Genomic DNA, 20,426 nt, shown 5'->3' on the forward strand with positions numbered 1-20,426 from the left:
CAAACAACTGTACCGATTAATAGGTTACGCTAACTTTCGCTTAATTATCATTAACTTATTGATTTATAACGGAACTCATAATCCTTTGGTCGTCGGTTCAAGTCCGACCGGGCCCACCAATTTATGATACTAGTCAATTACTTGCACCTTAACGGCATGTCTTCACGTAGCTTAAAGGTCCAGTGCTCTCGGAAGAACAGTTAAAGCAACGTCCGGAGTTAGTTGACCACTACAAAATGACGCTTAGCCAGTGCCAAAAAATCTTAATCGCCTATCTCGCCAAGATCATTTGGTTATCCAATCGAGTCGCTCATAGCAAAAAGCTAAAAATAACTGCATCCAAACCTCCACACGCTGCGTATAGGTCTAGCAACACCACCATAACGCTTAGAATTCGTGGAGTTACCCTATGATCAATCGCAAATCCCAACGCCCGCGCCTGTTGCCTTTAGTCGGCATGATGCTGATGGCTAGCGCGACCGTTGCTACTACCGCATACGCCTCAAGTCACCGTGAAGCGCCGTATATCACCTCACAACCGAAAGTCGATGGCACTGACTTTTATATGTTCCGCAGCTATGAAGCTAACCGTCAGAACTTTGTAACGCTGATTGCTAACTACCTACCGCTACAAGATGCCTACGGCGGACCAAACTACTTCTCTCTCGACCCGAATGCGCTTTATGAAATTCATCTCGACAATAACGGCGATGCGGTCGAAGACATTACTTTCCAGTTTCGCTTCAAAAATACGCTTAAAGACCTAAAGGTTCCCGTAGGCGGCAAAATGACTTCAATACCTTTAGTCAACTTGCCACCCCAAGGCAATGTTCCGACGCTTAATGTAGCGGAATCATTCACCGTCACCATGGTAAAAGGCCCACGTCGTGGCGCTAACAGCTCGCGCCAACTGCTGACCAATGCTGCTGGTGGCGGCAGCACATTCACTAAGCCAGTCGATAACATCGGCAACAAATCCATTCCCAACTATGCCTCCTATGCGAACCAGTTTATCTACAACGTAGACATTCCAGGCTGCTCCACGCAGGGCAAAATATTCGTCGGTCAGCGTAAAGATTCCTTTGTGGTGAACTTGGGCGAGACCTTTGACTTGATCAATATTGCCAACCCTGTTGGCAGCGAAAGTGTTGAGCGCGACGATCTCGCCGATAAAAACGTCACCACATTGGCCATGGAAATACCCAGTAGCTGCTTAACCGCTGGCAATGAAAAGGTTATTGGGGGCTGGACTACCGCTAGCGTACGCCAAGCGCGTTTGATCAACCCTAAACCCGGCAGCAACAATAGCTCCGCAAGCAAGGAAGGCGGCCCATGGGCACAAGTTTCACGCCTCGGCATGCCGCTGGTGAATGAAGTTATTATTGGTCTAAAAGACAAAGATAAATTCAATGCCAGCCAGCCAAAAGATGATGCGCAGTTTGCCGACTACGTGACCAATCCATCACTACCATTTTTGATTGAGGCGCTATTTCAAACACCAGCACCCACGAACTTCCCGCGAACCGATTTAGTCACAGCGTTCTTAACCGGCGTTCCTGGCTTAAACCAACCGGCTAATGTGAAAGGTTCAGAAATGCTGCGCCTAAATACGTCTGATGTGCCGCCAGTACCTGCAGCAAATCAAAATCGCCTAGGTGTTGTAGCAGGCGACAATGCCGGCTTCCCCAATGGCCGTCGCCCTGGCGATGATGTTGTCGATATTGAGCTACGTGTAGCTATGGGCTTGCTCTGTCATGCAGGTCTTGGCGTTTGCTCTCCTGATGATGCTAAAGCAGGCACGCTGGGCTTTACTGATGGCGCAATCCAACAAGCAAGCCAGTTCAACAGCACCTTCCCATACCTGAAAACACCATTAGCTGGCGCTACATCCACTAACTAAGCCACCAACAGGAGAGTGACGATGAACAAATTCACCCCACTCGCCTTAGTCACAGTAGCCGCGTTCGCGCTGGCTGCCTGTGATGGCGAAAACAATAAGGCCGTAGCTAACGATGGTTTTGTTGCTGAGGTTCGCGCATTGCTTAATGACATGAGCGAAGCGATGGAACCCATGCAGGCGCTATTTGATCGCCTGATAGCTACAACGCCAGAAACGACGGAGCCGGAGCCTCTATGAGGCTTGGGCTACTTCTTGCCCTGAGTACGCTAGTGTCGACGCCCTTATGGGCGGCCGACACCATGCGCCAGGTAATTACACCCTCCGACGACAGCATCGTGTTGGAATCTTTGCCATCTGGCCCACGCATCAGTGCACCAACCACCACTACCAATACAAGCTCACTCGCCTCGCAACTAGAACGCGTGCAAAGCTTACTCACTATCGCCAGACAACAAGGCGACCCTCGATATTTAGGCTATGCCGACGCGCAACTGCGTGTGCTGCTAGCCAAACACCCTGCCGATCTTGGCACCCAATTACTTCAAGCACGATTGCTGCAAGCAAATCATCATTTTGATGCTGCTGAGCGCGTGCTCAATACCCTACTGGCCTCGCCTTCTGCCGTGCATTCAGAAGCAGCATTAATGAGCGCATCGATTGCCCTAGTTCAAGGCCGCTATGCTCATGCCACAAAGCGCTGTCATCAGCTCACGGGCCTTGCGATGTTGCCGTTTTCCTTGATCTGCCAAGCGCAAGTGCAAGGGGCGACCGGACAAGCAAGCGAAGCACTGGCCAGGCTCAATGCCTTGCCCGCCAAGCAGCTAGGGCTAACCTCGGATCAACGCACGTGGTGGCGCCTGAGTCAGGCCGACATGGCCGATAGACTCGGATCCGATAACAGTGCCGAGGACGACTATCGAGAAGCGGCAGCTGCGGGATCAGCTGAGGCCGTAGCTGCCTATGCCGACTGGTTATTTTGGCAAGGGCATGCACGCGATAGCCTGAGCTTGCTTGCGCCGTGGACGGCCCACGATGGTCTACTCAGCTTACTCACGCGAGCCGAACAACAGCTAGGCCTTAGCAAGTCTGCAACTGCGCATAAGCAGCAAGCGCTTGGTCGCTGGCAGGCATTCCTAGCGCGAGGCGAGCCTGGCCATGAGCGCGAACTAGCCACATTTTATTTGGATGTAATGCAGCAACCCGCAACTGCTTTACGCCTTGCTCAGCGCAATTGGACGGTGCAGCGCGAAACCGCTGACTACCGCATATATATTCGAGCCGCCTTAGCGCAATCTGCCAAAAAAGACTTAGCTATCTTGGCCAAATGGCAAGCCAGCACTAAGTTTGAAGATGTCCGTGTACAGCGCTGGCTGAGTGCTGGAAATGCCGCGTTACCGAGCTCAAATAAATGAGTCATTGTCTGCGGATTTTTGCGGGCATCTGCCTTTTACTGCTGGCTTCGCTGAGTTGGGCGCATAAAGCAGGCGATAGCTATTTAACGATTGAGCAAGACGGCCCTGTACTTGGTGTGACATGGGATGTGGCGCTGCGCGACTTAGATTTGCTGCTCGTGCTCGATAGCAATAATGATCATCAGCTAACGTGGGGCGAAGTACGCACGCGCAGTGCCGATATAGAAAGCCTGCTGCAAAGCCAACTAACACTGAAGCTGGGCAAGCACGCCTGCGAATGGCTGGGCCAGTCGGCTCCGCTGGGCGTAGTGCAACATAGCGATGGGCTGTATGCCGCTCAGCACTGGCTAGTTACTTGCCCCGGTGCACAAGATGGTGATGCGCTGAATATCGACTATCGCCTGCTAAACGGCATCGATAGCCTACACCGAGGGCTGCTCAGCCTGCACTCAGGAAACCAGCACAGCACAGCCGTGCTTCGCCCCGATCAAGGTGCCGTTGATATCGCTACCGACTCCAGTCTGTGGTTAACGTTTACGCGCTTTATGCATGAGGGCATTCATCATTTGCTCTCTGGCTACGACCATATTTTATTTTTACTGTGCTTGCTGCTACCGGCCTGTCTAGCGCGCCAAGATAAACAGTGGCTACCCTCGCGTTCATTTCGCTCAGCCATAACGCATACGGCTGGCGTTGTGACCGCCTTTACTGTGGCACACTCGATCACCTTGGCGCTTGCTGCACTTCAAGTGGTTGTGCTGCCTTCACGATGGGTAGAGTCGGCTATTGCTGCCTCCATTGTGCTCGCCGCCGTGCACACAATATCGCCACGCCTGATTCACTCGCGCGCACTGCTGGCCGGCCTCTTTGGTCTGATTCATGGCTTTGGTTTTGCTGGCGTATTGCAAGGATTACCGCTTACCACGGGCCCTCGCCTTTCAGCTCTAGCAGGCTTTAATACCGGTGTTGAGCTAGGCCAACTGAGTATTGTCTTAGTGTTATTTCCACTACTTTGGTGGGCTAGATCTTCACGCATTTATCGCAAATTTGTACTGCCTGTTGGCAGCTTACTCATCGCTCTGGTGGCGAGTATTTGGCTGTTGCAACGGGTATTTGAATGGCAACTTATTCCGGGGTAATTATGGCCGACGAACTGGCCGACTTGGTCACACGCATGGGTGCTGGTGACCAACAAGCATTTGCGACGCTTTACCAACGCACGTCACCAAGGCTATTCACTTTAGCCATTTCGGTTTTGCGCAATCGCGACTTAGCGCAGGAAGTGCTGCAGGAAGCTTTTATCAATATTTGGCGCTCAGCTAGCAGCTATCACGCAGGTAAAGGCAGCGTGCAAGTCTGGCTAAATGTCATTGTCCGAAATCGATGCATAGATAGCTTACGGCAACGCACAAGCCGTATTGAAGAAGTTGACTTAGTCGACTGGCCAGAATTGGTTTCTGAGCAACCATCGCCATTACAGGCCTTGCAAACTCAACATGAAGCTACCGACTTAGCACGCTGTATGGATGGCCTCGATAGCCAGCAGCAACGCGCTCTTACGCTGGCATTTTTTCATGGCCTAAGCCATCGCGAACTGGCCGAAAAGCTCGCAGCCCCACTGGGCTCGGTGAAGTCACATGTCCGCCGCGGCTTAGCAAACTTACGGAGGTGCCTACATCATGCAACTATCTAATGAGATGACTGACGCCCTTAGTGCCGAAGCTGCCTTAGGGACACTGCGTGGAGCAGCAGCTAAACGCTGGCAACGATTGAGCGCCGCGGACTCAAAGCTTATTGACCAAGTTGCAAGTTGGGAGCAGCTCTTAGCGCCGATGGCAAACTGGCTACCGGAAACGCCCGTACCGACTGGAGTGTGGAATGGTATTGAGCAGGTACTTTTTGCCGCGCCAGTACCTTTGCCTGCTCGCCGCTCAACGAATGCACGCTGGATTGGTGCAACCTTAGCTATGGCCGCAAGCCTTGGCCTCTGGTTAGCGTTACCGTCAGCTCCTACGACCATTTCAACTCCGGCTTTGCAGCTGAAAACACTGGCAACGCTGAGCAGTGAACATCAGCTCGCTCGCTGGCAAATTAGCCAGCGTAGCGACGGCCAAGTCAGCGTCTCAGTCAACGTGGCTTGGCAACAACCTGCTAATCGAAGCCTGCAACTCTGGGCTATCGATACAGAAGGTACTCCGCACTCGCTAGGGATAATTACTTTGGTTGAACAAAGCTCCACGCTAAACCTCAGCGTTACTCAGCGCGATCAGCTAAGTCGGGTTACGGTTTTTGCTATTAGCGATGAACCACTTGGTGGCTCACTCAATGCTCTGCCCAGCGGCCCAGTTATATTTAGCGGTAAAGCCTCCAAAAGTTAGAGCACCGTAAGTCTGTAGTAGTCAATTAATCTCAGACACGGTTTTAGGTTTTTCTTCAGCAATTTACGACGCTAATATGGTCATAAGGCCTAGCTATGCAGGAAGCCATCAACACCCTATGACCTAAGGCTGCTGTCAGGGCATACTAAGCACTAAGAAAAATTCGCCTGGGGTACGTTTTGACTAATCAGCCGAACTGGCTACGCGCCATATTATTGGCCACCGCCATGCTGTCTGCACCGACGGCCTGGAGCGTAGAGCCCGCCAGCAAAGATGCGCCCCCTCGCGAAGCTGCTGTACCTAGCGCACAAGAAGTCACGCTGACGCATTTACAGGCCGAGATTGCCGATTTGCAGGCATTGCTAGTCGGTCAGCTGCCACAAAACGCCTCGCTGCCAGCGCTATTTGAAATTGACTTAAGCGATGCGCAAGCCGTGACGCAGCGCATCCAATCGCTGCAAGAGCGGCTAAGTGTCGAGATAGAGGAAGCGCCAGCGACAAATAGCAGTGCGGAGAAAAAAGACACCGCACCAAGCAAGAAGGCTGGCACCGAGCAAGTGCAATCTAAAGCTCCCGTCGCTCAGGCAGACCATTTTGTTTTATTGCGACGTGAGCGTGATCGCCTGCGCTTGAGCTTTCTGCAGCTGCCAGCGGAGCGACGCGTCGCGCTCATTGAGCAAGACCGCTTAAAGCGCGCGCAAGAATCATTGCTGGCCGAACAAGCGGCTTCGGCAAAGGCTTTAGCATCTACTGAACTTGCTCGCGATAACGCGCTGGCCGCTGCTACTGCCGCGCGTAATGATGGCGAGCGCGTATTGGCGACTGAAGAGGCGCGTCTATTAGCGCAACTCAGCGAGCTTGCAGCGCTGCGCCAACAATGGGCCGAATCTAATCAAACCCAGCTCGATCAACGCCGAGAATTATTTGCCCGTTACGCAGCTGTCTCGCAGCAAACACCATTGCCAAGCGCGCAGGCCGACGAACTTTACAGCAGCATTCGTAGCGATTTAAAGAGCCTGCGCGAAGGTGCGGCGCAAGCGCTAAACAGACTCAATAGCGCCAGTCAGCTGCCCCTACGAGAAGAGCCGCTATCGCTAAACGACAGCCGCTTTGCCGCTCACGGTGCGCTAGTCGCACGCATCATCCAGCTGCGCCAGCGCATAGCACAAGAAACCGCACAGCTCACAGAGCGCGAGCAGCAAGAGCGCTATCAAGACGCCAATACTAAGATGACTGGCCTGCAAACTTTGCAGGCCCAGCGCGTGACTTTACTAGGCCAGCTCAGCCCCGAAAAGCGCTCAGAGGCAACCGGCTTTAATACCCAGGGCATGGCTCGGGTGCTCGATGAAATCGCCCACGTTCGCCTCATGGCTAGCTGGTATCCGCTGCAACGAGCGCATGACGCCCAGAGCCTATTCTCGCTGCTGCAAGATGTGTTTACCGCCGGCAAACTCGGCATTGATTTACTAAAGCTACTGCTGCTTATCGGGCTCAGCGTATGGGTGCGACGCCGCTGCCGAGGCTGGATTAATCGCGCTCGGCAATGGCTCATCACGCATGTGCAGCCAAAGACCTTACGCGCCAATATCGATCGCGCCGCCATCACCCTCACCGCTGTTGCCCGCGAACTCACCTTACTGCTCAGCATCTATCTGATTTTCGACTGGCTTTATGCGTCGGAGTTGATCATTGCTGAAGTGGCTGTGCTGCGCAAACTAGCCTATGCCTATGGCTTTTACGCACTGGCTTTGGCGCTGATTCACCGAGTATTTCTCACCGCCATTTCTCGCTACCGAGCCGTTAGCAACGAGCTCAATCACAAGATTTTGCGCTCATTACGCTGGGTCGCGCGCTGGGCCTTAGTAGTCACCATTTACCTAATTTTTGCGCAAGCCTTACTCGGTCGCGGTGCGCTTTATGGCATTGCCGAGGACGTTGCGACGCTTGGTGGTTTGATCGTGGCTTGGCGCTTAATCCGCGCCTGGCGTAGCGAAGTCACGCAAGCGTATTTGAGCTATTCGCCAAATGGTCGCTTAGCTGAGCTAGTTCATAAAAGCCAAAATCATAGCTATGGTTTAGCCCTTGCCGCCATGGCATTTATCTTCGTTGCAGCGCGTGGCTTATGGACATGGGTCAGCGATTTAGCGCTTGGCTTTGAACAAACACGCAAGGCCTTAGCCTACTTATTTCGCCGCCAACTCGAGCGCAAATCGCGCAATCAAGCAGATGCTTTTGAGGTCGCACCACTGCCGGAAGAACTGATGCTGGCATTCAGCGAAGAGCCCGCTACTGCCGACCTCAGCATCGATAACTTCCCTAAGCTCAACACTGTCCTAGAGAAAGCTATCGCGCTCCATGATGGCGGCCGTGGCGACTTGATCGCGCTAACGGGCGATCGTGGCGCCGGCAAAACTAGCTGGCTGATGGCGCTCAAACGCAGCCTGCCGGACGATATGACCTGTGTTTATCACAGCCTAGAAGAGCGTAATTATCAGGCCGATGGTGTTTGCCTATTGCTCTGCCACGCGCTCGGCATCGCAGACTCGACAGATCCAGATCAAATCATTGCTCAGCTGCACGCGCAGCGCCCGCAAGTTGTGCTGCTCGACTTAGGCCAAAACCTAATGTTGCGCACAGTCGGCGGCTTGGCTGGCTACGATGCCTTTGTCTACATCGCTCAGGCCACTGTGGGGCGTGTGCTCTGGGTCATTGCTTTCGCATCATGGCCGTTTGAGTATTTGCAGCGCATCCATCCCAACCGTGATGTCTACGACCAGCACTTGGCACTACCGCCATGGTCTGACCAACGTATTGGCGAACTTATCGATGCACGCATGGAATCCGCCGGCTTCACTGCCGACTACGACAGCCTGCTTAATAACGATGCCTTAGCGCCAAACCCAACACCACTGATCAACGACGAAGAAGCGGAGCGTGTTGCCGATCGTTATCACCGGCTGGTTTGGGATTATGCCGATGGCAATCCGCGCTTAGCCCTGCACTTTTTCCGTATGTCGTTACAGCTGATCGGCGATAAGCGCGTCGAAGTGCATCTCTTCCCCATGCCTCCGATGAGTGCACTTGAGGACTTCGCCACGCGCACGCACTATGTTTTGGCGTGCTTGGTGCAGCATGAAAACCTCACTGCCCCCGAGGCCGCAAAATCATTATGCTTTGCCTTAAATGAGTGCGAGCGTGCTTTGTACTTGCTACATAAGCGCGGCTTTTTAACCACCTGCGACGACCAACGCTACCGCGTGTCATCGCATTGGAACCGTGCCGTGCTGCGCTTTTTGCAGCGTAAAAAATTACTCGTGGTATGAGGCATACGCAATGAATGACACCACGCAAATTTTGCAATTTATTCGCCCTGGCAGCATCCCCACGGTGCTGATTATTATTGCCTTCGCTTGGGCCGCAGTTCAGCTCTTGCGCAAAGCCAGCGATCAGCTTGGCGACCGCATGGTGGACCGCCGCTTAGCGATTAATCAGCTCGCCACCATCCTTCGTTTCGTTATTTATATCGGCACTATCTCGGCCATTGTGCCGGTGATTTTTGTGCTCTCGGATGAAATGCTGCTGGCCTTGGGCGGCACCATTGCGGTCACGGTTGGCTTTGCTTTTAAAGACTTGGCGGCATCAATTATTGCCGGCATCACTCTGCTCATCGATAAGCCATTTCAAGTCGGCGATCGAGTCAGCTTCGATGGCTATTATGGCGAAATTGTTGCCATTGGCCTGCGCTCGGTACGCTTGGTCACGCTGGATGACAACCTCATCACCATTCCCAATAACAAGTTTCTTAATGACAGCGTTTCCAGCGGCAATGCTGGCGAGCTCAATATGCTCATCCAGCTCGACTTTTATATTGCCATCGACCAAGACCTTGCTAGCGCCAAACGCATTGCGCGTGATGCGATTACTAGCAGCCCATATGCCTATCTCGACAAACCATGGGCAGTGTTGGTTAACGAAGTGGTACATGAGCAATATTTCGCGCTGCGCGTTCGCACCAAGGTCTATGTCATGGATGTGCGCAATGAAAAGCTGCTCGAGTCCGATGTGACCGAGCGCATCGTGCGCGGCTTTGCCGAAGCCAATATTCAACGACCTGCTATTTTATATCGGCTAGCCCCGCGTGAGCCCAGTGAGGCTCTACTCAATAGCGAGCCCGGCACGGCGACGAACATCAGCCCAATGGTTCCTGGCGAGCACGGCGGCCAACCATGATTCCACCGGTTCGAACACAGAAGCCGCGAAAGCGTATTTATATAAAATCTGAGCACTCACCAGAACATGTTTTGCTCCGACGAATCGGTCTTATCCTGGCTTTGATTGGGCTAGTTTTACTGATTTTCTGGCTTGATCGTGATGGCTTAAAAGATACGCACGATGGTCATATGAGCTTCGGTGATGTCGCTTATTTTACCGCCGTCACCATCACCACCGTGGGCTATGGCGACATCGTGCCGATCAGTGATCGCGCTCGCCTAATCGACACTATTTTTGTCACACCGCTGCGCTTAATCATTTGGTTTATTTTCTTAGGCACTGCTTACGAGCTAGTGCTACAACGCTGGCTGGAGACACGTCGCATGACTCGTTTACAAAAATCCCTACGCGACCATGTGATCATTTGTGGTTATGGTCATAGCGGCAGAAGTGCCGCACACGAGGCAGTATTGCGCGGCACGCCTATCGGCCAAGTGCTGATCATTGACCAACATGCTGAGAACTTAAAAGCCGCAGCAGAACATGGCTATATTGGCCTTTTAGGCGATGCCACTAGCGAATATATACTCACCGATGCCGGTATCGCGCAGGCTAAAGCAGTGCTCATTTGCCTTGGTCGCGATGATGCTGCCGTGCTCACGATATTGACCTCTCGCCACCTGAACCCGAGTGTTCGCGTTATCGCATCTGCCAGTGAAGAGGAGAATATTAAGCTCATTCGCCAAGCCGGTGCTGACGCCATCATCGCGCCATCGATTGTCGGCGGCTACTTAATGGCGGACTCTGTTGAGTCCACTCATGTCGCAGACTACATCAATGATCTCATGCAATCCGATGGCCGCGTTCGCTTAATTGAGCGTGCCGTAGAGCCAGAGGAGATCGGCAAAACTATGCGCGAGCTAGGACCAAATTTAGTTGTGCGAATTAATCGCGGCGGCGAACACATCGGTTTCTGGGAGGGCGAGCGTTCACGTGCTCAGCCCAATGATCGACTACTAGAAATTGAGTCCAGCCAAGCAACAGACACACCTTAGCCTATGATGCTCGCAGCACTGGCTCCTCAGTATTGGGAGCCACTAGCTGCAAGGTCTCAAGAGGCATCTCTACTCCTGCTGCGCGCAATGTTTCAAAAACGCTCTCGCGTAAGGCAAAACGCAGCTCAACATGCTCACGCTCATTGATAATCCATGCCTGCAGCTCCAAGGCAAGGTTATAGTCATTCAAGGCTGTAACTACCACGCGCGGCGCAGGCTCGCTCATATATTCAGGCTTATCCTTAAGGATGCCTAAGAGCAGCTCACGAACACGGCCCAAGCTCTCCTCCACACCCACTGTCACCGCAATATCGATGCGTAAATTAGGAAAGTTGGTGTAGCTAGCTACGGTTTGATTAATTACTTCGGTATTTGGCACCGCCAGCATTTTGCCATCGCGCGTGATGATGCGTGTTGACCGCAGCGTGATGCGATCAACACGACCGTATTGACCATCAACTTCAACTAAGTCGCCAATCACAAATGGTCTATCAATAAAAATTAAAATGCCTGAGATCAAATTCGACAACGCATCTTTGGCCGCAAAACCTATGGTCAAGCCAGCAATGCCCAGTGAGGCAATGACTGCCCCAGTCTGTACGCCAGCCGTATCTAGCGCACTAATAAAACCAACCGCCAACACACCGTATTTCAATAGTGTTTGCATAAATGACACAGTGGTCTCATCAACACCACTGCGCGCAGATGCGACATTTAGAGCCACTCTGAGCAATCGCCAAATAACATAAAAAGCCATGAATACTGCCAAGGCAGTGGCGATGTTAATCAGGCCATTGACGGCCGTTTGCGCCATTTCTTCCATTGAAAAAGCATCTTGTAACCGTGCCAGCAAACGCGAGCTCAACTCATCCATACCAGCCTCTAATTCATTAATGATGACTTTTGTTTACACCACAGCTCAGCCTTGTATGATCCAAGTATTCACTCAATTGCGTCAACACAACTCTGGGTAGCACATGGACTTCTTGCAATGGCTAGATCAAGTAACCCAGCTACTCACACACCCGCTACTTAGTGTCGGGAAAACCGACATCACCGTAAGCCGCATTATCGCCCTCATCGGCTTTTTAGTATTAGCTCGAGTGCTTGTAGCCATTATTGACCGTGGCCTATTACGACTAGCTCGGCCCGACCGCACCGTTACACTCAGCAAATCCGGAATTTATGCTCTATCACGCATCATGCGCTATACAGTCTGGGGCATTGTTGCCTTTATGGGCATCGACTATCTCGGCATCAATTTATCGCACTTGGCGCTGGTCGGCGGAGCCATCGGTGTCGGTATTGGCTTCGGCTTACAGAATATTTTCAGCAATTTTATTTCTGGCATCGTGCTGCTACTTGAGCAAACCTTAAAGGTCGGTGATTTTGTCGACTTGCAATCGGGAGTGGTTGGTCGCGTTAGTGAGATAAGTATTCGCTATACCCGCGTCACGACCAATGACTCAGTTGACGTAATTGTGCCCAACTCCGAATTTATCAATGGCCGCGTGACAAACTGGACCTTCGATAATGAGAATCGCCGCATACATGTACCCTTTGGCGCGGCCTATGGTTGCGACAAGGAACTCGTGCGTGAAGCCGGCTTAGCCGCAGCGGCTTCAGTTGAAGGTACGGTGAGTAATACCACACATAAAAGCGATGTTTGGTTGGTGGGATTTGGCGACAGCAGCCTGAACTTCGAGCTAGTGATTTGGGTAGATGAGGATCTAGTCAAAACGCCAGCTCGCACTCAGGCCTTATATTTATGGGCATTAGAAACCGAGCTGAGCGCCCGTAATATCGAGATTCCATTTCCGCAACGCGACCTGCATATTCGTTCCGGCGTGCTGCGTATCGCAAACGAAAGTAGTGACGCAGAGCCAGCAGCATAGCTACGTTATCGAGCACCAATTGGCTGCGCCAAAATCCATAAGCCTGATGCGGTAAAAGCCATCATTAAAACCAATAGTGGCAGCTGACTCAGCGTGGCTTGGCGCGCCGTCGCGAAAGTGCGCAGCGCGATACGGTGGCCAATATAAACACTGATGACATGCCCCAAGACGATCAGCCCGACCTGTGTATGCCAGACCACGGCAACATCGGGAATGATCGGTGCGCGCCACAAACCTGCCGTGCCAAATAGGTTCCAGCCCCAGCCAAAGGGGTCAGACAACATGCTCACTACCTTCACGCCTTGCGTGAAAATCAGCGTGTAGTAATGCGTGATGTTATAGACCAAGGCTATCGGCAGCAGGCTATAGGCAAAGCGCAAGCTGAGCTGTATCACCGTCAATGGGCTACCCGTCAGCAGTTTGGCCAACGCCATGCAGAGCATATAAATCGCGCCATAAACAAAGGGTGAAAGCAGGAGCACACTGCTTTCATAAGCCATGTAGTAAGGCCTCAAGGTAGAGAAATTGTAGATTGGCGCACTGCCTAACCATTCGGTAAGCAGGCCAGTGCGATCTTGCCAAAAAAGAGCAACCCACCAGCTCGTCGCACGCAGGCCATCAAATGCCGTCGACGATAATAAAAATAATACGAATAGCAGCAGTGCTAAATGTCGCGGCTGCTCGCGCAACATGCCAGAGAGCGGCGCCTGCCAAGACACGGTATGTCGGCCACGATGGAACGGTGACATCAGTGCCATCAGGCGAAACATCACACTAAATAGCTCTCCATAGCGCGACCATTTCGCCACGCCAAATAGCGCCATGCCGACCAGGCAATACAGTGTGTAAGCACCTAAGGTCTGACCTAAGCTTAGTGGCGTGTTATGAGTAAATAGCTCTATCCAAATTAAGCCTAAATAGGCAATCAAAGCTGGCCAATAATTCGCCCATGAAGGGTAACGAAAATAGCCTCGTCGCCAGCGCGGGAAAACTCGGCTAAAGACTAGACCTAGGCTAGTGAATGGATTTATATCGCGATAATAATTTCCAGTTAACGTGCTGAGATAAGTAAAGCCCAGCAAAAATACGATCCAGAAAAAGGTCATATTGAAGTTAACGTAAGGGTCGCGATTGCCCAAAAATCCCGTGGCAATTGTAAGCAGCAGAAAGCCCACACTAAGCGATCGCGCCAAGTATGCTTTTGAGGATTTTTTATAAAGTAGCCGCCGTGGCTTTACCACAGCATGTTGTTCGCCGCGCATCATAAATGCGGCTAAAAAAAATGATAACGCCAGTGCCGCCGCGCCACCATAAAGATAGAGCCACAGCGGAACTGGCAAGTTGTATTGGCGGCCAAAGGAATGGGCCAATGCCAATGATGGCATCAGCCCACACACTAGCGCTGCAAGCGCAATGCTTCGGCGCATGACTTAACGATTCACCGTTTGTTCCCACATTTGAATATAGGCTTCGGCCGAACGATAAAGCGCATCGATAGCTTCCTTGCCGCCCTCCAAACGAACCTCTTCAACATAGTCAGCCATCATGCCGTAATGCGCAGTACCGACTTCATCGATAGGCCATGTTTTGCCACTTTCAGGATGAGTTTGCAGGTTGACCTTTAAAGGTGCGATGCCTTCAAACTGTGGACCCCAGTCTGGACCTTGGAACAAGGTGAATGGATATTGCACAGGCTTGCTACCCGCGCCACGAGGGCCTGCACGGTCAGCAATGCCATTAGCATCCATACCGTAGCCGAGTGGAATAGGCCCGCGATCAGCTGGCCAGATTGGCTTGAGCTTGTTTAGGAAATCAACGTGGCCTTTGCCATTAGGTTTGAATGGATAAATTAAGCCGCCACCAGCAAGCAGGTCTTTTGCTTGTTTAATGCTTAAGCCGCCATGCGCACCGTGTGCCGAAATCAGCGGGTACTTAGGTGTTTGAGCATTCGCCATATCCAGCATTTTGGTTTTGATGGACAGTTCCGCATGATCAATATCAATGACGAAGCCTTTGGCCATCAGGCGCTGCATGACGTACTCACCGAGATCGGTCATGCCACGTGCATTACATTGGCGACGATCCGATGGATACAGTGGCAGCAGGCCTTTAGTCAGCCCCATTAGTGTGCTCGTAAGAGGATCATTACCTAAGCCCGGCGGTGTGATGGCGATTTTCGCACCCGCAGAAAAAAAGTATTTTTCGCCTTCTCCGCCATCTGGGCAGTCGTATGTTTGCCAAAAGCCGCCGGTACCGTAAAAGCCGACGATATTGAGAATGTCACTAAACAAACCAGTGCCACCAAGCGCGCTATTGATGTCGTGATACGGGAAGATTTCACGCACGCCGAGGTCCCATACTTCATCGATTTGGCGATCTATACTTTCCTTCGTACAACCTCGCACTTCGCCCAGCAAACCACCTGGCGTGAAATGAACGGTGCAATCAAACACGTTGGCAAACTCTAGGCCTGCCACCACGGCAAGCTTGCCATCGTTAATCACTCGTCGAGCTTCTTGCGGAGTTTTCACGATCCGAAACCAGCCTAGGCCCGGGCCACCTTCTTGAGCATCAACATAATCTTGCAGCTGAAATAGATACTTTACCTGCGAAATACCTAGGCGCATGTCGTTACATTCTGCTCCAGGGCGCAGCACAGCCAATCGACCCACTTCGCAAAGCGCAGCAATATTTGTGCCTTCAGTAACCATAATTCGCATGCCTGCCTGCCAAGCACGCTCGACCCATTTGTAGTACATAGCTTGGTGAAGCTGTGAGTCAGCTTTTGGCCAGTCAATAAATGTGGGCCACCCCTTCGTGTCATGCATTGTTAAAGGCGTCATGTCGAGGATAAGAGCCTCGGGATCACGAATACCTTGCGGTCCATGCCAATCAGCACAATCCGCCATCGCATGCGGCACGCCAAAGCGATGGAACATTTGGCCATACATCACACCGCCAGCAGATGGACCAACAATGTGTTTGCCATCGGACATTTCATGACCCATGGCCATGTGCGTATGCACTTCAGCAAAGCCGATAACAGGCTTATCAATACCGCGGCCAACATAGGTTTTACCTACAATATCGGTGCTAATTTCAGGGTACGGCGTGCAATCGGTAGTCGGCACAAAGCGGAATTCGCCGGCTTTATCGGAGCTAGAAGACAAGATCAAGGCATTTTGCTCGCCTAGCTGCATCCGCTTATCCGTATCGCTATTGCTTAGCGTAAAGACGCCAGCGCGAGGCATATCTACTGACCACACCGTGGCATTGCTTGGCTTCATGGCGCTGCCAATCGCGGCACCCGCATTACTCAATAATGTTTTGTTTTTTGCCTGGATTAAATACTCACCCAAGGCCGTTGGCTTCATATAGAACGCTTCAGCATTGGCTGGAGAGCTTGCGCTGAAGGCATAACCGCCAGAGCCATTGCTCGCAGCATAGGCATTGCTTGCAACCGACTGCAGTGCAAAGCAGTTATTCGCCATCGCATACTTTGTCTTTGGTGCAAGGCGCGTTTGCGGATTCTCAGATCCAGCAGCGGCACCATCGCTGCTATTGCCACAAGCTACCAAGGCGCTCGTTGCTACCAGTAGCGCCGCCATGGCGATACGTGTAGAAAAACCTGAAATATTCATGTCTAGCCTCGTTATTATTTTTTTAATGTTTTTAGTTTAGGTAAGGAAAAGAGTCGGCTGAGTAGCGCATCGCGTAGCGATAGCGGCAGCCAACGCGCTAACAATGGCAATGCTCGACCGCCCTTGCCCAAACGTATATATGCAGGAGGTGTTCTACGCAGCATTGCTGCTGCCAGTTGCTCAGCAAAGACTGCAGCTGGCGTTGCTTGCTGCTGTGATGCCGATGCGCGCTTCATGATAGCGTTCGCTAGTGGCGCATATAGCGAGCCAGGCCTCACCTCAACGGTGTTACTTGCTGTCGCGCCAAACGATGAGGCAATGGCTCCTGGCTGCACCACCATGACGTGAATGCCTAAGGGCGCAAGCTCCATGCGCAGTGCATCGGAGAGTGAGTGCACGGCAGCCTTCGTGGCACAGTAAGCGCCCGCAAATGGCGTGGTGAGCACACCCGAGACACTGCCAACGTTAACGACTAAGCCTTGCCCTTGCGCGGCCATAGTAGGAATAACGGCCTGTGTCATTGCCAAGAGGCTGAGCACATTGGTTTGAAATTGTTGCGAAGCATCAGCTGCTGAAATATCGGCGAGAGGCCCCATAAGACCGTACCCAGCATTGTTCACAAGGCCGGTCAGGGTGATATTGCGTTGCGCTAGCTCAGCCATTAATGCCGCAATAGAGTTAGGGCTGTTTACATCTAGGCCAAGTGTCAAAATGCCTTTTTCTGCTAACTCGCCTAATGTCTCTGGGCGGCGCGCAGTCGCACACACCGAAGCTCCGCGCGCATGCAGCGCCAAGGCAAGTGCATGGCCAATGCCGCTAGAGCAACCGGTGATTAAAATCATTAGCGCGGCTCCACTTCAAGTACGCTGATTACGCGATGTAGGCGATGCGTTTCGAGCTCAAAGCGACCGCTATGCTCAAGTCGAACGCGGAGCGTGGCAGGCTCGTTTGCATTGATCTGTACTGCTTGCTCGTAGCCGTGCAAATGCACTTCGTCGGGCACATCGCTGATGAAAGACAACAGCAAAGTTTCATTCTGAGGCACCTCAACTTGCTGCGGCCCGATGATTTTCCCTGCTTGAATTTGCCAATGATAATCGGCGGTTTCGATAGCCGCCTTGGGCTCGTTATTTGTTGTTAGATCGGGGGTTGCGACAAAAGCTACCACGGAGGTTTGCGGCGCGCTTGGCGCCATGAAAAACCACAATGCAATCAGAGAGATAATCGCCAAGATGGCGTAGATAAAATTTCGCATAAACACTAGCTGCCGTCATTTTGTGACAAAAAAGTGGCGGACATTTATGTCACTTTTTGTCGTTAATTTTTATTTTAAGCAACATAACAAAAATCGATGCTCACACAAACTACTTAATTGTAACAACCGCTGTGAAGTACGCCATTTTCATGGCTTATTATCACGTGAGCGATTCTGCTTAATTTACATACAGATCTCAGGCTGAGGCGCGCATGCGGTATGATGCGCGTCTATTTCTAGAGTTTCTCCTATGTCTTTTGCTGATCTGGGCCTGATGCCCGAGCTGCTGCAAGCACTCGAGGCCGTGGGTTACACCACGCCCACGCCAATTCAACGTGACGCTATCCCAGTGGTTTTAGCCGGCCGCGACTTACTCGCCGCCGCACAAACTGGCACCGGCAAAACTGCCGGCTTCACGCTGCCCATGCTGCAATTGCTGAGCTCACGCCATGCCATGCACCCGAGCACACGCCATCGCCCACGCGCACTGATTTTGACTCCAACGCGTGAACTTGCCGCGCAAGTCGAAGAAAGCGTTAGCACCTATGGCAAACAGTTATCGCTAAACTCGATGGTGATGTTTGGTGGCGTTGGCATGCAGCCGCAGGTCACTAAGCTACGCGGCAAAGTCGATATTCTGGTGGCAACACCTGGCCGTCTACTCGATCACGTTGGCCAAGGCACCTTGGATCTTGGCGGCATTGAGCTATTCGTTCTTGATGAAGCTGATCGCATGCTCGACATGGGCTTTATTCGCGACATCCGCCGCGTGCTCGCGATATTGCCCAAGCAGCGCCAAAACTTACTGTTTTCTGCAACCTTTGCCGATGAAATTCGCAACCTCGCCAATAGCTTGCTGAAAGACCCAGCCACAGTCGAAGTTACGCCGCGCAACACCACCGTCGAGCGCATCGAACAGACCATTTATCCAGTCGATCGCGAAGCCAAACGTCAGCTCCTTGAGAAGCTCATCCTCGATGGTGAATGGTCGCAAGTACTGGTGTTTACGCGCACCAAGCATGGCGCCAACCGCCTTGCCGATCAGCTCGATAAAAATGGCATTGCGGCCATGGCCATCCACGGCAATAAAAGCCAGACAGCGCGAGAAAAAGCGCTGCGCGAATTCAAGTCCAATCGCCTGCGCGTGCTAGTCGCCACCGATATTGCCGCACGCGGCATCGACATCGACTCCCTGCCTTATGTGGTCAACTATGAGTTACCGCAAGTGGCGGAAGACTACGTTCACCGCATTGGCCGTACTGGTCGCGCCGGCGCCGGCGGTGAAGCGGTGTCATTGGTTTGTGTCGATGAGCTGAAGTTGCTCGCAGATATCGAACGCACGATTAAACAGAAGCTTAACCGCGTCATCGTGCCCGGATTTGAGCCCGACCCTAACGCCAAGCCTGAGCCACTGCGCAAGGCGCCACCACCCCGTGGTCCTCGCCGCGATAAGCCTGCGCGTGCAGCTGATCAAGTTCGTCGCGATCAGCCCAGCCAGCGCCGTCGCTCATCGGGCAATGGTCCGGCTGCGGGCGCAGCACCTGCGCCCTCGTCGCGACCAACATCACGCCCAAGCTCACGGCCTTCGTCAGGCTCTAAGCCTTCGCGATAAGCCTTCGCGATAAGCCTTCGCGCTTAACAGCCTAAAACGACATCAGCGCGCCCTAAAAAGCGCGCTGATGTCGTTTTAGCCGCCTATTTCCACCAAGGATAAATCGCCGGCATCTTGCTGGCACGGCTGGTGTACTGCGGGTCACGCTTCTCTAAAAACGACTGCACGCCCTCTTTGCCATCTTCCAGGCTAGTGTAGAACATCGCCAAGGAATCGATGCGATGCGCCTCAATAGGATGCGGCTGCGCGGCGTTGCGATACATCATCTGGCGAGCAAAGGCGACGGCCACTGGCGACTTGTTCTGGCTGAACTTCCGCGCGAGCTCATAGGCTGCTGGCAGCAAATCATCGGCCGTATGCACCGAGCGCACGAGCCTGCCAGCGAGCACTTGCTCTGCAGTTAAAATATCGCCGCTATAGACCCATTCCAGCGCTTGCTGAATGCCAACGATACGCGGCAAAAACCAGCTCGAGCAGGCCTCGGGCACTACGCCGATTTTGCCAAAGACAAAACCAATACGGGCTTTCTCCGACACCAATCGAATATCCATGGCCAAGGTCATGGTCGCGCCAATACCAACCGCGGCACCGTTAATGGCACCAATGACCGGTTTTTTGCAGTCGTAAATCGCCAAAGTCACGCGGCCGCCGGTATCGCGCACACCATCAAAAATAGCCGGATCATTCAGGCGTGAATGCATATCTTCAACACTGGGCTGTTGTGACTCATCTAAACCAAAGACATTGCCCGGTGCCGTTAAATCCATGCCAGCACAAAAGGCACGGCCAGCGCCCGTTACCACAATGGCGCGAACCTCATCATCTTCGCTAGCACGACCAAAGGCGTCCACTAACTCATTGGCCATGATCACCGTAAAGCTATTGAGCTGATCGGGACGATTAAGCGTCAGCGTGAGGATGTGTTCACTCACGTCATATTTCAGGGTGGTATAGCTCATGCAACGCTCCAATGACTAAGTTTTCGATGAACTGCGGTTGTACCTGAGCGAAGCACTTTCGACAACCGCGCAATCCATGTCCACTTTCTGTCATAATTTTGTCTTAT

At 52.5% G+C, this 20,426-nt stretch carries 17 protein-coding genes; 11 read left to right on the forward strand and 6 right to left on the reverse strand.

Features of this window, described 5'->3' with window-relative positions:
- Positions 1–457 precede the first annotated feature (457 nt).
- The 9 genes from ACFQ0F_RS08425 to ACFQ0F_RS08465 all read left to right on the forward strand — a co-directional run bounded on the left by ACFQ0F_RS08425 (position 458) and on the right by ACFQ0F_RS08465 (position 10,957).
- Positions 458–1,900, forward strand: a complete 1,443-nt coding sequence (locus tag ACFQ0F_RS08425) for a DUF4331 domain-containing protein (protein ID WP_379072157.1) — start codon at positions 458–460, stop codon at positions 1,898–1,900.
- Between the two features lie 21 nt (positions 1,901–1,921).
- A complete protein-coding gene (locus tag ACFQ0F_RS08430) occupies positions 1,922–2,137 on the forward strand; it encodes a hypothetical protein (protein ID WP_340676128.1) in 216 nt (71 codons plus the stop codon).
- A gap of 32 nt (positions 2,138–2,169) precedes the next feature.
- The gene (locus ACFQ0F_RS08435; RefSeq protein WP_379071115.1) at positions 2,170–3,312 is read left to right on the forward strand and encodes a hypothetical protein; all 1,143 of its coding nucleotides are present in this window, start codon (positions 2,170–2,172) and stop codon (positions 3,310–3,312) included.
- Positions 3,309–4,451, forward strand: a complete 1,143-nt coding sequence (locus ACFQ0F_RS08440) for a HupE/UreJ family protein (RefSeq protein ID WP_340676126.1) — start codon at positions 3,309–3,311, stop codon at positions 4,449–4,451. The genes ACFQ0F_RS08435 and ACFQ0F_RS08440 overlap by 4 nt, the downstream gene beginning before the upstream one ends.
- A 2-nt stretch (positions 4,452–4,453) precedes the next feature.
- Entirely contained in the window at positions 4,454–5,005 is a 552-nt protein-coding gene (locus tag ACFQ0F_RS08445; RefSeq protein ID WP_340676125.1) for an RNA polymerase sigma factor, read from the forward strand.
- Positions 4,992–5,690 (forward strand): anti-sigma factor, encoded by a 699-nt coding sequence (locus ACFQ0F_RS08450; protein WP_379071119.1) that lies wholly within the window; start codon positions 4,992–4,994, stop codon positions 5,688–5,690. The genes ACFQ0F_RS08445 and ACFQ0F_RS08450 overlap by 14 nt, the downstream gene beginning before the upstream one ends.
- 179 nt (positions 5,691–5,869) lie before the next feature.
- Positions 5,870–9,013 (forward strand): hypothetical protein, encoded by a 3,144-nt coding sequence (locus ACFQ0F_RS08455; RefSeq protein ID WP_379071122.1) that lies wholly within the window; start codon positions 5,870–5,872, stop codon positions 9,011–9,013.
- Between the two features lie 10 nt (positions 9,014–9,023).
- Positions 9,024–9,920 carry a mechanosensitive ion channel family protein gene (locus tag ACFQ0F_RS08460; protein WP_340676122.1) on the forward strand — a complete coding sequence of 299 codons (897 nt, stop codon included), beginning with the start codon at positions 9,024–9,026 and terminating at the stop codon, positions 9,918–9,920.
- Positions 9,917–10,957, forward strand: a complete 1,041-nt coding sequence (locus ACFQ0F_RS08465) for a potassium channel family protein (protein ID WP_379071125.1) — start codon at positions 9,917–9,919, stop codon at positions 10,955–10,957. The genes ACFQ0F_RS08460 and ACFQ0F_RS08465 overlap by 4 nt, the downstream gene beginning before the upstream one ends.
- A gap of 1 nt (position 10,958) precedes the next feature.
- Here the strand turns inward: ACFQ0F_RS08465 and ACFQ0F_RS08470 are convergent, their stop codons facing one another.
- Positions 10,959–11,831, reverse strand: coding sequence for a mechanosensitive ion channel family protein (locus ACFQ0F_RS08470; protein WP_379071128.1), 873 nt, complete (start codon positions 11,829–11,831; stop codon positions 10,959–10,961).
- A gap of 103 nt (positions 11,832–11,934) precedes the next feature.
- Between ACFQ0F_RS08470 and ACFQ0F_RS08475 the strand changes: the two genes are divergently transcribed.
- On the forward strand, positions 11,935–12,852 hold the full coding sequence (locus tag ACFQ0F_RS08475) for a mechanosensitive ion channel family protein (protein WP_379071131.1): 918 nt from the start codon (positions 11,935–11,937) through the stop codon (positions 12,850–12,852).
- A gap of 5 nt (positions 12,853–12,857) precedes the next feature.
- On the opposite strand, the gene ACFQ0F_RS08480 is transcribed toward ACFQ0F_RS08475, so the two are convergent.
- Genes ACFQ0F_RS08480 through ACFQ0F_RS08495 form a run of 4 tightly spaced genes read right to left on the reverse strand, consistent with a single transcriptional unit; the run spans position 12,858 to position 17,748 of the window.
- Positions 12,858–14,279 (reverse strand): hypothetical protein, encoded by a 1,422-nt coding sequence (locus tag ACFQ0F_RS08480; protein WP_379071134.1) that lies wholly within the window; start codon positions 14,277–14,279, stop codon positions 12,858–12,860.
- A gap of 3 nt (positions 14,280–14,282) precedes the next feature.
- On the reverse strand, positions 14,283–16,493 hold the full coding sequence (locus tag ACFQ0F_RS08485) for a hypothetical protein (RefSeq protein ID WP_379071137.1): 2,211 nt from the start codon (positions 16,491–16,493) through the stop codon (positions 14,283–14,285).
- Between the two features lie 14 nt (positions 16,494–16,507).
- Positions 16,508–17,335 carry an SDR family oxidoreductase gene (locus ACFQ0F_RS08490; RefSeq protein ID WP_379071140.1) on the reverse strand — a complete coding sequence of 276 codons (828 nt, stop codon included), beginning with the start codon at positions 17,333–17,335 and terminating at the stop codon, positions 16,508–16,510.
- Positions 17,335–17,748, reverse strand: coding sequence for a hypothetical protein (locus ACFQ0F_RS08495; protein ID WP_379071143.1), 414 nt, complete (start codon positions 17,746–17,748; stop codon positions 17,335–17,337). Before ACFQ0F_RS08495 ends, ACFQ0F_RS08490 begins: the two co-directional genes overlap by 1 nt.
- A gap of 250 nt (positions 17,749–17,998) precedes the next feature.
- Between ACFQ0F_RS08495 and ACFQ0F_RS08500 the strand changes: the two genes are divergently transcribed.
- Positions 17,999–19,360 (forward strand): DEAD/DEAH box helicase, encoded by a 1,362-nt coding sequence (locus ACFQ0F_RS08500; RefSeq protein WP_340676114.1) that lies wholly within the window; start codon positions 17,999–18,001, stop codon positions 19,358–19,360.
- Positions 19,361–19,443: 83 nt separating this feature from the next.
- Here ACFQ0F_RS08500 and ACFQ0F_RS08505 read toward each other — a convergent pair whose 3' ends face one another.
- On the reverse strand, positions 19,444–20,319 hold the full coding sequence (locus tag ACFQ0F_RS08505) for a crotonase/enoyl-CoA hydratase family protein (RefSeq protein ID WP_379071146.1): 876 nt from the start codon (positions 20,317–20,319) through the stop codon (positions 19,444–19,446).
- Between the last annotated feature and the right edge of the window lie 107 nt (positions 20,320–20,426).

It is taken from the genome of Paraperlucidibaca wandonensis, assembly GCF_042677145.1.
In the GTDB taxonomy this organism is placed as follows: Bacteria; Pseudomonadota; Gammaproteobacteria; order Pseudomonadales; family Moraxellaceae; genus Perlucidibaca; species Perlucidibaca wandonensis.